13 protein-coding genes are annotated in these 13,404 nt (G+C 72.2%); 7 read left to right on the top strand and 6 right to left on the bottom strand.

Translation table 11 applies throughout. The features are described 5' to 3' along the window. Positions 1–167 precede the first annotated feature (167 nt). The 5 genes from E1300_RS26610 to E1300_RS26590 form a co-directional block, all read right to left on the bottom strand. Positions 168–2,300 (bottom strand): MMPL family transporter, encoded by a 2,133-nt coding sequence (locus tag E1300_RS26610; protein WP_131759805.1) that lies wholly within the window; start codon positions 2,298–2,300, stop codon positions 168–170. 392 nt (positions 2,301–2,692) lie between these two features. Continuing rightward, positions 2,693–3,055, bottom strand: a complete 363-nt coding sequence (locus E1300_RS26605; protein WP_131759804.1) for an FmdB family zinc ribbon protein — start codon at positions 3,053–3,055, stop codon at positions 2,693–2,695. 165 nt (positions 3,056–3,220) lie between these two features. After that, complete coding sequence (locus tag E1300_RS26600) at positions 3,221–4,708, bottom strand: potassium/proton antiporter (RefSeq protein WP_131759803.1); 1,488 nt, start codon at positions 4,706–4,708, stop codon at positions 3,221–3,223. Between the two features lie 106 nt (positions 4,709–4,814). Continuing rightward, on the bottom strand, positions 4,815–5,852 hold the full coding sequence (locus E1300_RS26595; RefSeq protein ID WP_242619411.1) for an NAD(P)-dependent oxidoreductase: 1,038 nt from the start codon (positions 5,850–5,852) through the stop codon (positions 4,815–4,817). A 129-nt stretch (positions 5,853–5,981) separates the two neighbouring features. Then, positions 5,982–6,563 carry a 5-formyltetrahydrofolate cyclo-ligase gene (locus E1300_RS26590; protein WP_131759802.1) on the bottom strand — a complete coding sequence of 194 codons (582 nt, stop codon included), beginning with the start codon at positions 6,561–6,563 and terminating at the stop codon, positions 5,982–5,984. A 33-nt stretch (positions 6,564–6,596) separates the two neighbouring features. On the opposite strand from E1300_RS26590, the gene galU reads away from it, so the two are divergent. The 4 genes from galU to E1300_RS26570 all read left to right on the top strand — a co-directional run bounded on the left by galU (position 6,597) and on the right by E1300_RS26570 (position 9,840). Continuing rightward, positions 6,597–7,502, top strand: coding sequence for a UTP--glucose-1-phosphate uridylyltransferase GalU (gene galU / locus E1300_RS26585; protein WP_131759801.1), 906 nt, complete (start codon positions 6,597–6,599; stop codon positions 7,500–7,502). Between the two features lie 156 nt (positions 7,503–7,658). Beyond that, the gene (glp, locus tag E1300_RS26580; RefSeq protein WP_131759800.1) at positions 7,659–8,867 is read left to right on the top strand and encodes a molybdotransferase-like divisome protein Glp; all 1,209 of its coding nucleotides are present in this window, start codon (positions 7,659–7,661) and stop codon (positions 8,865–8,867) included. Between the two features lie 5 nt (positions 8,868–8,872). Beyond that, positions 8,873–9,355 carry a cyclic pyranopterin monophosphate synthase MoaC gene (gene moaC, locus E1300_RS26575; RefSeq protein ID WP_131759824.1) on the top strand — a complete coding sequence of 161 codons (483 nt, stop codon included), beginning with the start codon at positions 8,873–8,875 and terminating at the stop codon, positions 9,353–9,355. An 8-nt stretch (positions 9,356–9,363) separates the two neighbouring features. Further along, complete coding sequence (locus E1300_RS26570) at positions 9,364–9,840, top strand: MogA/MoaB family molybdenum cofactor biosynthesis protein (protein WP_242619410.1); 477 nt, start codon at positions 9,364–9,366, stop codon at positions 9,838–9,840. A gap of 23 nt (positions 9,841–9,863) precedes the next feature. On the opposite strand, the gene E1300_RS26565 is transcribed toward E1300_RS26570, so the two are convergent. Continuing rightward, a complete protein-coding gene (locus E1300_RS26565; RefSeq protein ID WP_131759798.1) occupies positions 9,864–10,649 on the bottom strand; it encodes a DeoR/GlpR family DNA-binding transcription regulator in 786 nt (261 codons plus the stop codon). A 181-nt stretch (positions 10,650–10,830) separates the two neighbouring features. On the opposite strand from E1300_RS26565, the gene nagA reads away from it, so the two are divergent. The 3 genes from nagA to E1300_RS26550 form a co-directional block, all read left to right on the top strand. Further along, a complete protein-coding gene (gene nagA / locus E1300_RS26560; RefSeq protein ID WP_131759797.1) occupies positions 10,831–11,994 on the top strand; it encodes an N-acetylglucosamine-6-phosphate deacetylase in 1,164 nt (387 codons plus the stop codon). A gap of 112 nt (positions 11,995–12,106) precedes the next feature. Further along, entirely contained in the window at positions 12,107–12,745 is a 639-nt protein-coding gene (locus E1300_RS26555) for a GNAT family N-acetyltransferase (RefSeq protein WP_207399966.1), read from the top strand. A gap of 218 nt (positions 12,746–12,963) precedes the next feature. Beyond that, a partial coding sequence (locus tag E1300_RS26550; RefSeq protein WP_503104937.1) for a SepX/GlpR family protein occupies positions 12,964–13,404 on the top strand: 441 nt, incomplete at its 3' end.

Here is a 13,404-nt window from a genome sequence, read left to right as displayed (position 1 = left end):
ACCTGCGCCGTCAGACCCATCCGCGATTGTGGATAACTCCATGATCGTCGAGCGGTGGAGCGGGGTCCGTCCCCTGCGCGCGCATGCGAAGGGCCCGGCGTCCGGGTGGACGCCGGGCCCTTGCGGGCGGGTGAACGCCGGGCCTTCGGCCGGGCCCCGCGGGCGGGTCAGCTCACCGGGTCCAGGACCCTCGGCTGCTCGGTGGACGGGTCGTCGTGCCGGGCGAGGCGGCCCGGCGTCCAGATGCGCCGTCCGATGTCGTAGGACAGGGCGGGCAGCAGGACGGAGCGGACGATGAGCGTGTCGAGCAGGACGCCGAACGCGACCACGAAGCCCATCTCCGCCATGGAGACCAGCGGCAGCGTCACCAGGGCGGCGAACGTGGCGGCCAGGACGAGGCCGGCGGAGGTGATGACGCCGCCGGTGACGGTGAGGCCGCGCTGGATGCCGCGGCGGGTGCCGAGGGCCTCCGACTCCTCCCGGACGCGGTGCATCAGGAAGATGTTGTAGTCGACTCCGAGCGCCACCAGGAAGATGAACGCGAGGAGGGGGAAGCCCGCGTCGGTCCCCTCGAAGCCGAAGCCGTGCCTGAAGATGAGGGCGCAGGCGCCGAGCGAGGCGAGGAACGACAGGACGACGGTCGCCATCATGAGCAGCGGTGCGACCAGCGCCCGCAGCAGTAGGACGAGGATGAGGAAGACCACCGCGAGCACGATCGGGATGATGACCTTGTTGTCGCGGTTGGAGGCGCGCTCGATGTCCAGGGACGTGGCGGTCATGCCGCCCACCTTGGCCTCGGCGGACGGGACGGCGTGCGCGACGTCCCGGAGCCGGTCGATCGTGTCCTGTGCGGCCTTGCTGTCGGCGGGGACGCGTAGGGTCGCCTCGTACTGGACGAGGTCGCCCGAGGTGACGGGACGGCTGACCTCGGCGACGCCTGGGGTCTTCTCCAGTGCCGTGGCGAGCGGTCCGGCGGCGGACGTTTTGCCGATGACGACGGCGGGGGAGCCGGAGCCGGCGGGGAAGTGCCGTGAGACGACCTCGGTGCCGACGATCGAGTCGGGACGTCCGGTGAACTGGCCTGCGTCCGAGAGTCCGTGGGCGTTGAGCGAGCCCAGGCCGAAGGTGAGGGCGAGCAGGCCGAGGGAGGTGGCGGCCCAGAGCGCGCGCGGGCGCTTGCCCACGAAGGCGGCGACGCGGCTCCAGATACCGTGTTCGGACTCGTACGCCTCAGGCTCCAGGTACTTGGCGTCGTACCGGGGGACGAGCGGCCAGAACAGCCAGCGGCCGAAGATGACGAGGAGGGCGGGCAGGAGGGTGACCATCGCGGCCAGGGCGGTGAGGACGCCGGCGGCGGCGACGGGACCCATGCCCGCGGTGGAGTTCATGTCCGCGAGGAGGAGGCACAGCAGGCCGACGGCGACGGTGGCGGCGGAGGCGATGACGGCCGGGGCGGCGCGGTGCAGCGCGTACGCCATGGCCTCGTGCCGGTCCTGGTGGCGGTGCAGTTCCTCGCGGTAGCGGGCGACGAGCAGGAGGGCGTAGTCGGTGGCGACGCCGAAGACGAGGACGGTGAGGATGCCGGCGCTCTGCCCGTTCACCGTCAGCCCGGCGTGCTTGGCCAGCAGGTAGACCACGGACTGCGCGAGGCCGAGGGCGAAGACGGCGCTGAGGACCGGGACGAACCACAGCAGCGGGCTGCGGTAGATGACCAGCAGCAGGACGATGACGACGATGCCGGCGGCCATGAGCAGGAAGCCGTCGAGGCTCTGGAAGACCTCGAACTGGTCGGCGGCGCTGCCGGCGGGCCCGGTGACGTGCGCGTCGAGCCCGGGCGGGCCCCGCTTGGCGAGGTCGCGGGCGCCGTCGACGGCGGCGATCGGGTCTTCGTCGGTGAAGGGCACGAAGGTCTGGAGGGCCTTGCCGTCCTTGGACGGGAAGGGCCCCTGGGTCTTCTGGGCGCCGGGGAGGCGTTCCAGGGCGCTCACGTCGGAGGCCGCCTTGGCGCGGTCGGCGGGGGTGATGCCGCCGGAGCGCTCGTAGACGACGACGGCGAGCATCGTCTCGTCCTTGCGGAAGTTCTCCTGGAGCTTGACCACCTGGGTGGACTCCGCTCCGCCCGGCAGCCAGGCGGCGGCGTCGTTCTCCTCGACGTCTCCGAGCTTGCCGGCCAGGGGGCCGAGGGCGACCAGCAGGACGACCCAGAGGGCCAGGACAGCCCATTTCGTCCGCCTGCCGGCGATCAGTCCGGCCAGGCGATGGGTCCTGGGTCTGGGGGGAGCCGGGCTGTGTGCGCTCATGGTCTCTCCTGTGCCGCGTTCGGGGGATGACGAGCGTTCGAGATATGTCGCGAACGAGGATCAGAATGTCTCGGTGAGCGAGAGATGTCAAGTAGTATCTCGAAAGTCGCGACCGTCGCCTGGCAGGGTCCTCTTATGGTGTTCGCGGACAGGCGATCGCGCGTCCGGCAGGAGAAGGGATCTGCGCTACCCCCTCTGAGGCAAGCTCGCGCGTAGGGCTGACCCTTGAGTAGGAGGTAGCGCTACCTCGGCTTGGGCAGTGCGGAGGAGGGCGCCTCCTCCTCCGGGGCATGAAAAACCGGAGGACCCCCGGCCTGCGTTAGCGGGCCGGGAGATCCTCCGGTGCGTTATGGGAACTCGCGTATCAGGGCGTCAGCGCCGCCCGGGCGAGGTCAGGCGACCTTCTCGGACGACTTGCTCGTCGAGGAGGACGTGCTGGACGACGTCGAGGACGACGAGGAGTCGCTGCCGTTCGAGGACGTCGTGGTCGAGGCGCCGTTGGACTTGCCGGAGTCCTTGCCGGAGTCGCCACCGGACGACCCGTTCGACGAGGCGCCCGCGGTCGAGGACTTGCCGGAGCCGCGGCTGTCGGTGCGGTAGAAGCCCGAGCCCTTGAAGATGATCCCCGCGGCGGAGAAGACCTTGCGGAGCCTGCCCTGGCACGCCGGGCACTCGGTCAGCGCGTCGTCGCTGAACTTCTGCACGACCTCCAGAGGCTCGCCGCACTCGGTGCAAACGTACTGATACGTCGGCACGGTTCCTCCTCGCTGACTCAGCCCGGTGCACTCCGGACTGGCACTCACTCTGAACGACTGCTAATGGTACCCACCGGTGGAACACGTTGCGCCCCGGGTCTGTTCCCAGCGCCCGGGTCTGTTCCCAGCGCCCCGGGTCTGTTCCCACGTCACCCCGGCCCGGGGTCAGTGGCCCGTCTCGCCGAACCAGCCGGCCAGTTTCCCGCGACGGCTGACCGCGCGCAGACGGCGTTCGGCGATTTCCCGTACCTCGTCCGTGGCGACGACCAGGAGGGTGTCGCCCGCCTGTAGGGGCGTGGTGTTCTCCGGTACGAAACTCGACCCGTTCCGGACGACAAGCGTCACGGAAGCGCCCGCGGGGAGCCGGAGCTCGAAAATCTCCACGCCGCTCAACTGCGAGTCCGGCGGGATACGGACCTCCAGTAGGTCGGCGTGGAGCTCTCCAAGGGGCGCGGCCTCGACGTCCAGTTCCCGGGCCTGTTCGTCGCTCTTCAGGCGGCACCAGCGCGCCACCAGGGGCAGTGTGGGGCCTTGCAGGAGGGTGAACACGACCACGATGTTGAAGACGATGGAGAAGATCCGTCCGGCGCCTGGGACGTCCTCCACCATCGGGATGGTGGCGAGGACGATCGGGACGGCGCCGCGCAGCCCGGCCCAGGACGCGAAGATCTTCTCGCCCCAGGACAGCCTGAACCCGATCGTGGACAGCACGACCGAGACCGGCCGCGCGATGAGCAGCAGGACGAACCCGATGACGAGCGCGGGGACGATCTGGCCGGGCAGCTCGCTGGGCGAGGCCAGCAGGCCGAGCATGACGAACAGGCCGATCTGCGCCAGCCAGCCGACGCCCTCGGCGAAGCCGCGGGTCGCGGGCCGGTGCGGCAGCCGCGCGTTGCCGAGCACGAGGGCGCTGACGTAGACGGCGAGGAAGCCGCTGGCGTGCAGCAGCGTCGCGGCGCCGTACGAGCCGACGGACAGCGAGAGGACGGCGATCGGGTAGAGGCCGGAGGCGGGCAGCGCGACGCGCCGCAGCGCCTGCGCGCCGAGCCAGCCGATCGCGATGCCGACCAGGCCGCCGGCGATCAGCTCGTACACCATCACGCCGAACAGCTCGGCGAGGTTCGGGACGCCGGAGTGGGTGGCGCTGAGCGTCACCACGATGATCACGACGGGCGCGTCGTTGAAGCCGGACTCGGCCTCCAGCAGCCCGGTCAGCCGGGCCGGCAGGGGCAGCCGGCGCAGCACCGAGAACACGGCGGCCGCGTCGGTCGGGGCGAGGACGGCGGCGAGCAGGAACGCCGCCCGCCAGTCCATCCCGATCAGCCACATCGCGGGCAGCGCGACGAGGGCGATGCTGATCAGGGTGCCGATCGTGGACACGCTGAGCGCGGCCGGGACCGAGGGCCGCACGTGCCGCCAGTTCGTGGTGAGGCCACCTTCGGCCAGGATGAGGACGAGGGCCGCGAGGCCGAGCGTCTCGGCGAGCTCGGCGTTGTCGAAGTTGATGTGGAGAGGCCCCGACTCGCCGATCAGGAGGCCGAGGCCCATGTAGGCCAGGAGGGTGGGGAGACCCGCCTGGTGGGACAGCCTGACCGCGACGATGGCGCTGAGTACGAGCGTGGCCCCGAGGAGTAGCCAGATGTCGAGCTGCACATCCCACCCTTCTGCCGGGTCGTCAAAGTTGATCGTTTAGGAATCCTATAGATTCAGTGGCGAATCCGCATAATTGCGGTTGATGGTGGTGTGTCGGGATCATCCCCTAGCGGCGTCTGATCTGCGCCTTCACGCCGTTGACCACGTTGCGCACGTCCCGTCCCTCGACCGCCGCCGTGATGTTGTCCCGCACCATGGAGACGATGTTGAGCTGCGACTGGGTCGTCCCACCGGCCCCGTGGGGTGACAGCAGGACGTTCTCGTGCGAGCGCAGCCCATGGTCGGGGGGCAGGGGCTCGTTGTCGAAGACGTCCAGTGCGGCACCCGCGAGCCGTCCGGACTCCAGCGCGGCCAGGACGGCGTCGTCTGGCGCGATCCCTCCGCGCGCCACGTTCACCAGGAGGGCGTTCTCTGGCAGTAGGGCGAGCCGTTCCGGGCCAAGGAGGCCCCGGGTCTCGTCAGTGAGCGGCAGGGCCAGAACGAGGATGTCGGACGTGGCGACCAGGTCGTCCAGCTCGCGATAGGTGGCGGACGCGTCGGGACGCGGACGCCGCGTCCAGTACGAGACGGCACAGCCCAATGCCTGAAACAGACGCGCGGCTTCCGCTCCGATCGCGCCGAAGCCGACGATACCAATGCGTTGAGTGTGTATCTCCCTGGTGGCGCGTGCCAGCAACTCCGCCTGCGGCCATCCGCCCGCGCGCACCCCCCGGTCGGCCCAGGCGAGGTGACGGCAGAGCGCGAAGGCCGCACCCACCGCCCACTCGGCCACTCCGCGCGCGTTGGCGCCTGCGGCATTGGCCACCGGGACGTCCAGCGCGGTCAAGGCGGGGACGTCCAGGCTGTCGGTCCCTACGGCCGGCATCTGGACGAAGGCGAGTTTCGGCGCTTCGGCTGCGGCTTCGGCGTCCAGGCGGAGCCGTCCGGTGTAGTCGCCGATGACGAGCTCGGCGCCGTCGGCGAGGGCGGCGTGCAGGCCGGCGCGGTCCCTGGTCCGGGGGAACGCCAGCTCCGCGGCGTCGCCGAGATGGCCGAAGAGCCCGCGTACGAGGTCCTCGTCGAGCGGGAGGAGGGACAGGATCCGCCAGGGCGCCGTCATCTCGAAGCCTTCCGGGTGGGCCTTGCGTCCGACCGCGCCGTGCATGCCGCGATCTTGCCGAACACACCCTATGTGCCGATCCGTCCCCATAGCGGGCACGGCACATGGCGGGCACGGCACCGGCCAAGCCGGCCGACTTCCGAAACGGGCGGCGTCCTTCCGAAACGGGCGGCGTCACCCGAACCGGGTGAGCCCCCCGGACGGGGTGACCACGGCCCGGACGCGCTGGTCGTGCGGCTCCGCCGGCAACGACGGCACCAGTTCCGCGTCGTACACCAGCCCCACGGTCAGGATCGCCGGGCCCACACGGCTCAGGACGCGGTCGTACGACCCGCCGCCGCGGCCGAGGCGCATGCCCGTCCGGTCGACGGCCAGCGCGGGCACCAGGACCACGTCGGCGCTGCCCACGGCCCCCGGACCGCGCGGCGGCTCGGTCGGCTCCAGCAGGCCGCGCGGCCCCGGCGCGAGCGAGTCGGGGCCCTCGTAGGACGCCCAGTCGAGGTCGCCGTCCGGGAGCAGCCGGGGGAGCAGCACGTAGGCGCCACGCTTCCATAGCGCGAACAGCAAGCCGCGGGTGTCCGGTTCGCTACCGACGGAGACGTACGCCGCCACGGTCCCGGCCATCTCGACCTCGGGCGCGGACAGGAGCGCGTCGCGCAGCGAGCGCGCCGCGGCGGACCGCTCCCCGGGCTCCAGGGCGGCGCGCCCTTCCAGCAGTTCCGCCCGCAGACGGGCCTTCGTCACGATGTCGTGCACGCTGTTGTCCTCGCGGATGACTAGGGTCTCTACATGGCCGACATTGCACCAGTACTCAAGGCGGTCGTCCCGGCGGCCGGCCTCGGTACCCGATTCTTGCCCGCCACCAAGGCGACTCCCAAGGAAATGCTGCCCATCGTCGACAAACCGGCGATCCAGTACGTCGTCGAGGAGGCGGTCGACGCCGGCCTCAGCGACGTGCTCATGATCACCGGGCGCAGCAAGCGGTCCATCGAGGACCACTTCGACCGGGCCTACGAGCTGGAGGAGGCGCTGACCGCCAAGGGCGACGACGAGCGGCTCGGCGCCGTCCGCGAGTCCAGCGACCTCGCGATCATGCACTACGTCCGGCAGGGCGAGCCGCGCGGCCTCGGGCACGCGGTGCACTGCGCCCGCCAGCACGTCGGCCGCGAGCCGTTCGCCGTGCTGCTCGGCGACGACATGATCGACGCCCGCGACCACCTGCTCAAGCGCATGATCGAGGTGCGCGGGCAGTACGGCGGCAGCGTCGTCGCGCTGATGGAGGTGGAGCCCGACCAGGTGTCGTCCTACGGCTGCGCCGCCATCGAGGCCACCGACGAGGACGACGTCGTCCGCATCAGCGACCTGGTCGAGAAGCCCTCCCCCGAGGAGGCGCCGAGCAACTGGATCATCATCGGCCGGTACGTCTGCGACCCGGCGGTCTTCGACGTCCTGGAGAAGACCCCGCCCGGACGCGGAGGCGAGATCCAGCTGACCGACGCGCTGCGGACGCTGGCGGACATGCCCGCGGAACAGGGCGGCGGCGTGTACGGCGTGAAGTTCCGCGGACGCCGCTACGACACGGGCAACAAGCTGGAGTACCTCCGCACGGTGGTGCAGTTCGCCTCCGAGCGTCCCGACCTGGCACCCGAGTTCATGCCCTGGCTGCGCGACTTCGTCCGCAGCCACGACGCGTGACCCACTCGGCGGACCTGGTTTCACCATGGACGGGCAGCGGACGGGCGCGACGTCGATCGTGCACGGGCGGAGGAGCTCGACGGCTCTTGTGACCGGCGAGTACGGCGTGGGGAGCTTCAGGCGGCGGCGACAACGCGCCAGACTGGGGCGGTGGCCATGAGAACGGTAGACGAGCACCTGACGCACATCCTCGGCAGCGTCTCCGTCCTGCCGCCGCTCGACCTGGCGCTCCTGGAAGCGCACGGGACGGTGCTGGCGGAACCCGTCGCCGCACCCGTCCCGCTGCCCCCGTTCGACAACTCCGCGATGGACGGGTACGCCGTCGTCGCGGCGGACGTCGCGGGGGCCTCGGAGGCGGAACCGGTCACGCTGCCGGTCGTCGGCGACATCCTGGCGGGCGACCCCGGCGTGTCGGCGATCCGGCCGGGGCTGACCGCCCGCATCATGACGGGCGCCCCGCTGCCCGCCGGGGCGGACGCCGTCATCCCGGTGGAGTGGACGGACGGCGGCAACGCCACCGTGCAGATCACGCGTCCGGCGCCGTCCGGCAACTACATCCGCCGAGCGGGCGAGGACGTCCTGGCCGGGCAGGTCGTCCTGGACGCGGGCGTCCGGCTGGGCGCGGCGCAGATCGGCATGGCCGCCGCCGTGGGCCGCGCCCGCGTCGTCGTCAGGCCGAGGCCGCGCGTGGTGGTGCTGTCCACGGGCACCGAGCTGCGGCCACCCGGCTCATCGCTCGGCACGGGCGAGATCTGGGACTCCAACAGCTTCATGCTGACCGCCGCCGTCACCGAGGCAGGCGGCGTCGGCTACAGGCAGGACACCGTCACCGACGAGCCCGCGAAGGTCCTGGAGACCCTCCACGACCAGCTCGTCCGGGCGGACGCGATCGTCACCTCCGGTGGCGTGTCCATGGGCACGCGGGACGTCGTCAAGGAGGTACTGACCGGTACGGGGACCGTCGAGTTCCACAAGGTCCGGATGCGGCCCGGCAAGCCCCAGGGTTTCGGCCTGCTTGAGGGCGTTCCGGTCTTCACCCTCCCCGGCAACCCGGTCAGCGCGTACGTCTCGTTCCAGGTCTTCGTGCGTCCCGCCCTGCGCGCCATGCAGGGGCTGCCGCCGGAGCCGCTGCCCACCGTGAGCGCCGTCCTCGGCGAGGACGTCAGGTCCCCCGCCGGGCTCCGCCACTTCGTGCGGGGGAGACTGGCGTTCTCCCGAGGCCACTACACCGTCAGTCCCGCCGAGGTGCAGGGCTCGCACCAGCTCGGCTCGCTCGCGTCCGCCAACGCCCTCATCACGCTGGCGGAGGACGCCGAGGCCCTGCCCGCAGGCTCCCACGTCGAGGTCATGAGGTTGCCGTCATGAGTGCCATGGGCACCGAGTTCACCCATCTGGACGAGAGGGGCGCGGCCCGCATGGTCGACGTCTCGTCCAAGAACGTCTCCTCCCGGACCGCCACCGCGACCGGGTTCGTCCGGCTTTCGGCGGACTGCGTCGCCCTGCTGCGCGCCGGCGACATCCCCAAGGGCGACGCGCTGTCCGTCGCCCGCATCGCCGGGATCATGGGCGCCAAGCGGGTGCCCGACCTCGTCCCGCTGTGCCACCCGATCGCGCTGCACGGCGTGACCGTCGAGCTGGCGATCGAGGACGGCGGCGTCGCGATCACCGCGACCACCCGCACCGCCGACCGGACGGGCGTCGAGATGGAGGCGCTCACGTCCGTCTCCGTCGCCGCGCTCGCGCTGGTCGACATGGTGAAGGCCGTCGACCCGGCCGCCGTGATCACCGACGTGCGCGTCGAGGAGAAGACGGGCGGCAAGACGGGACTCTGGCGCCGGCCGGAGCGGCGATGATCCGGGCGATGGCCGTCACGGTGTCGAACCGGGCGGCGGCGGGCGTGTACGCCGACAGGTCCGGGCCGGTGCTGGTGGAACTGCTGGAGGACCTTGGCTGCCAGGTAGACGGCCCCGTCGTGATCCCCGACGGCGAGCCGGTCGAGGGCGTCCTGCGCGACGCGGTCGCCGCCGGCTACGACGTCGTCGTGACCACGGGCGGCACCGGCCTCACCCCGCACGACGAGACGCCCGAGATGACCCGCCGGGTCGTCGAGCGGGAGGTGCCGGGCATCGCCGAGGCCGTCCGCCAGGAAGGCCGCGACAAGGTGCCCGCCTCGATCCTGTCGCGCGGCGTGGCGGGCACCGCCGGCCGCACCCTCATCGTGAACCTCCCCGGCTCGACCGGCGGCGTCCGCGACGGGATGGCCGTCCTCGGGCGGGTCCTCGCGCACGCCGTCGACCAGATCCGCGGCGGCGACCACCCCCGCCCGCCCGCGGACTGACGCCCGATCCACGCCGTACCGGGTCAGGCGCGGACGATCCGGACGCCCGCCTCGGCGAACGCGGCCAGCTCGTCCTCCGGCGCCGGACCGCCCGTGACCAGGACGTCGATCCGGTCGGTGTCGCAGATCGTCGCGAACGCCCGGCGCCCCACCTTCGCCCCGCCGGCCACGACGACGATCCGGTCGGCGCGGTCGGCCATCCGCCGGTTCACGTCCGCCTCGCCCTCGTCGTGGCAGGTCGCGCCGTACTCGACGGCGATCCCGTTGACGCCGAGGACCGCCACGTCCAGCGTGATGTGGTCGAAGATCCCGGTGGCCAGCGGGCCGGTCAGCTCGTAGGACTGCGGCCGCGGCACCCCGCCGGTCAGGACGATCCTCACCTGCGGGCGGACGGCCAGCTCGCTGCCGATGTTCAGCGCGTTCGTCACGATCGTGATCCCCGGCGCCCCGCCCTCGGCGTGCGGGTCGGCGCGGGTCACGAGGGCGCGGGCCACCTCCGACGTCGTCGTGCCGCCGTTCAGCCCGACGATCGAGCCCGGCCGGACCAGCTCGGCGACCGCCGCGGCGAGGCGCTGCCGCTCCGTCCCGTGCCGGGCGTTCTTGTAGCGCAGCGGCAGGTCGTAGCTGACGCTCTGCGCGACGGCCCCGCCCCGGGTGCGGGTCAGCATCTGCTGCTCGGCGAGGGCGTCGAAGTCGCGGCGGATGGTCGCGGGCGACACCGCCGTGCGCGCGGCCGCCTCCTCGACGCTGAGGCGCCCCGCGTCCGCGAGGAGTTCCAGCAGCGTGTTCCAGCGCTCGTGCCGGGTCACACCGGTACCCCTTCCGCGCGGCGGCCCCCGACGAAACGGCCCCAGGATTGTACCGGCGACTTCTTGACGTCGGCCCGCTGTGAAACAATCCGGTACCAAGCATGATCATTAAAGGGGGGCTCATGCCGAACGCGCCGGACGGCGCCGGCCGCACGGGGAACCGCTCGGCCGTGAGCACGCCGTGACCGTCCTGGCGAACGCGCGCCTCGTCCTCCCGGACGGCGTCCGCCTCGGCGAGCTGCGCGTCGAGAACGGCCGGATCGTCGCCATCACGGCGCCCCTGCCCGTCCCGGCGGAGTCGCCGGACACCGCCCTGCTGACCGAGAACGGCGGCCGCGACGTCGTCGACCTGGGCGGACGCCATGTCGTCCCCGGCTTCGTCGACCTCCACGTCCACGGCGGCGCCGGCGCGTCCTACCAGGCCGGAGCGGGCGAGGAGGCGCGCCGGGCCGCCGCCTTCCACCTCGCCGCCGGAACGACGACCACGATGGCGAGCCTCGTCACCGGCGACCCCCGCGAGCTCGCGGACGCCGTCGGCGGCCTCGCCGACCTCGCCGCCGACGGCGCCATCGCCGGCATCCACCTGGAGGGCCCCTACCTGGCCCGCGACCGCTGCGGCGCCCACGACCCCGCCCTGCTCAGAAAGCCCGACCCCGCCGAGTTCCGCCGCCTGGTGGCGCTCGGCCGCGGCCACCTCCGCATGATCACCCTGGCGCCCGAGCTGCCCGGCGCGCTCGACCTCGTCCGGGAGGCCGCGGACGCCGGCGTCCTCGCCGCGGTCGGGCACACCGACGCCACCGGCGCGACGGCCCGCGCCGCCTTCGACGCCGGCGCCCGCGTCGCGACGCACCTGTTCAACGCCATGCGGCCGCTGCACCACCGCGAGGGCGGACCCATCGCCGCCGCCCTGAACGACCCCCGGGTCACCGTCGAGCTGATCAACGACGGCGTCCACGTGGAACCCGGCGTCGCCCGCCTCGTCTTCGCCGCCGCGGGCCCCCGCGTCGCGCTGATCACCGACGCGATGGCCGCCGCCGGCATGGGCGACGGCGACTACCGGCTCGGCGTCATGGACGTCCAGGTCCGGGACGGCCGGGCGACCCTCGCCGGCGGCACGTCCATCGCCGGAAGCACGATCACCATGGCGGACGCGTTCCGCCGCGCGGTCACCGACGTCGGCCTCCCGATCGAACGGGCCTCCGAAGCCGCGTCCCTGACCCCTGCGCGCGCGCTGGGCCTCGACCCGCGCATCGGATCCCTGGAACCCGGCAAGGACGCCGACCTCCTCGTCCTGGAGGACGACCTCACCGTCGCCCGGGTCATGAAGCGCGGCCACTGGCAGTGACCCCCACCGCGCCGCGTACTACCTGAAACCCGGCCCAACACCTGGACCGACGTCCCGCACGGTGGAAATTACAGCGACAATTGATGGCGTCCACCCGTCCTACCAGGGAATCATGGGAACCGTGGAACGATTGCGGGGATGGCCGGTCACCCTCACCGAGGGGCCGGTCGGGCTGCGCCCGCTGCGACATCGCGACGCCGCCACCTGGCGCGAACTGCGGGTACGCAACGCCGACTGGCTGCGCCCCTGGGAGCCCACCAACCCCGAGACGCCGCTCTTCCGCAGCGGCCTCGGCCCGTACGTCAGCATGGTCCACACCATGCGCCGCGAGGCCCGCCAGGGGCTCGCCCTGCCCTGGGTCGTCACCTACGACGACCAGTTCGCCGGGCAGCTCACGATCGGCGCGATCGTCTGGGGTTCCGCCCGGTCCGCCCAGATCGGCTACTGGATCGACCGCCAGGTCGCCGGCCGCGGCGTCATTCCGACCGCCGTCGCCCTCGCCGTCGACCACTGTTTCTTCACCGTCGGCCTCCACCGCCTCGAAGCGAATATCCGCCCCGAGAACGCCGCGAGCCGCCGCGTGGTCGAAAAGCTCGGATTCCGCGAAGAGGGAATTCGCCGCCGCCATCTCCACATCGACGGCGCCTGGCGCGACCACATCTGCTATGCGCTCACCGTCGAGGACGTGCCCGGTGGCCTGCGGGCCCGCTGGCTCGCCGAGCGCCGGCAGGCCTTTCCCCGGTCCTCATGACACCGCTCTGACTTTCCGGTCGTAAATATCCTGCGATCGAGAAGCCCGGGCAAACGGAGAGTAACGGCGAGATCGATCTCGCGACACACCGCCCCTTATGCTCGTCAACCTCTGACACCGGCTCGTACCGTGCGGGGCGTGACCCTGCTCCCATTGCACGCTCGCGCGCCGAAAGTCGGCCTGCCTGTCAAGCGTGCCCTGGGAACGGCGGTGGACCGATGAGCAGCGCCGTCCTCTACCTCGCCATCGTCGCCGTCTGGGCGATCGTCCTCGTCCCGATGTGGCTGCGCCGCGACAACGAGGCCGGCCTCGCCCGCCTCCTCCACAAGCGCACCGACGAGGACGAGGCCCACCCGGAGCAGGACCAGGACCAGGCCGCCGACCAGGACACCGGCCAGCCCCGCCGCCGCGCCGGCCGCGCCGCCGTCATCGCGCGCCGCCGCCGCCGCACCGCGGGCCTGTCCCTGCTCGTCCTCACCGCCGTCGCCATCGTCACCGCCGGCGTCGCCCCCTGGTGGATCACGCTGCCCCCGGCCGCCCTCCTGACCGGCCACCTGGCGCTCCTCCGCGTCGCCGTCGGCGCCCTGTCCATCGCCCTCGCCGGAAGCCTCGACTCGATCTTCCAGACCTCCGCGGGCGCCGACGTCGGCGAGGCCTAC

The sequence above is a fragment of the Actinomadura fibrosa genome, assembly GCF_900659615.1.
Classification (GTDB): Bacteria; Actinomycetota; Actinomycetes; order Streptosporangiales; family Streptosporangiaceae; genus Spirillospora; species Spirillospora fibrosa.
This window is presented reverse-complemented; position numbering and strand designations above follow the sequence as displayed.

Coding starts and splice junctions, on each gene's coding strand:
- E1300_RS26595 (WP_242619411.1), bottom strand. CDS start 5,852: ATGCACGGCGCGGTCGGACGCAAGGCCCACCCGGAAGGCTTCGAGATG.
- E1300_RS26555 (WP_207399966.1), top strand. CDS start 12,107: ATGGGAACCGTGGAACGATTGCGGGGATGGCCGGTCACCCTCACCGAG.
- galU (WP_131759801.1), top strand. CDS start 6,597: ATGGCCGACATTGCACCAGTACTCAAGGCGGTCGTCCCGGCGGCCGGC.
- moaC (WP_131759824.1), top strand. CDS start 8,873: ATGGGCACCGAGTTCACCCATCTGGACGAGAGGGGCGCGGCCCGCATG.
- glp (WP_131759800.1), top strand. CDS start 7,659: ATGAGAACGGTAGACGAGCACCTGACGCACATCCTCGGCAGCGTCTCC.
- E1300_RS26610 (WP_131759805.1), bottom strand. CDS start 2,300: ATGAGCGCACACAGCCCGGCTCCCCCCAGACCCAGGACCCATCGCCTG.
- E1300_RS26570 (WP_242619410.1), top strand. CDS start 9,364: ATGGCCGTCACGGTGTCGAACCGGGCGGCGGCGGGCGTGTACGCCGAC.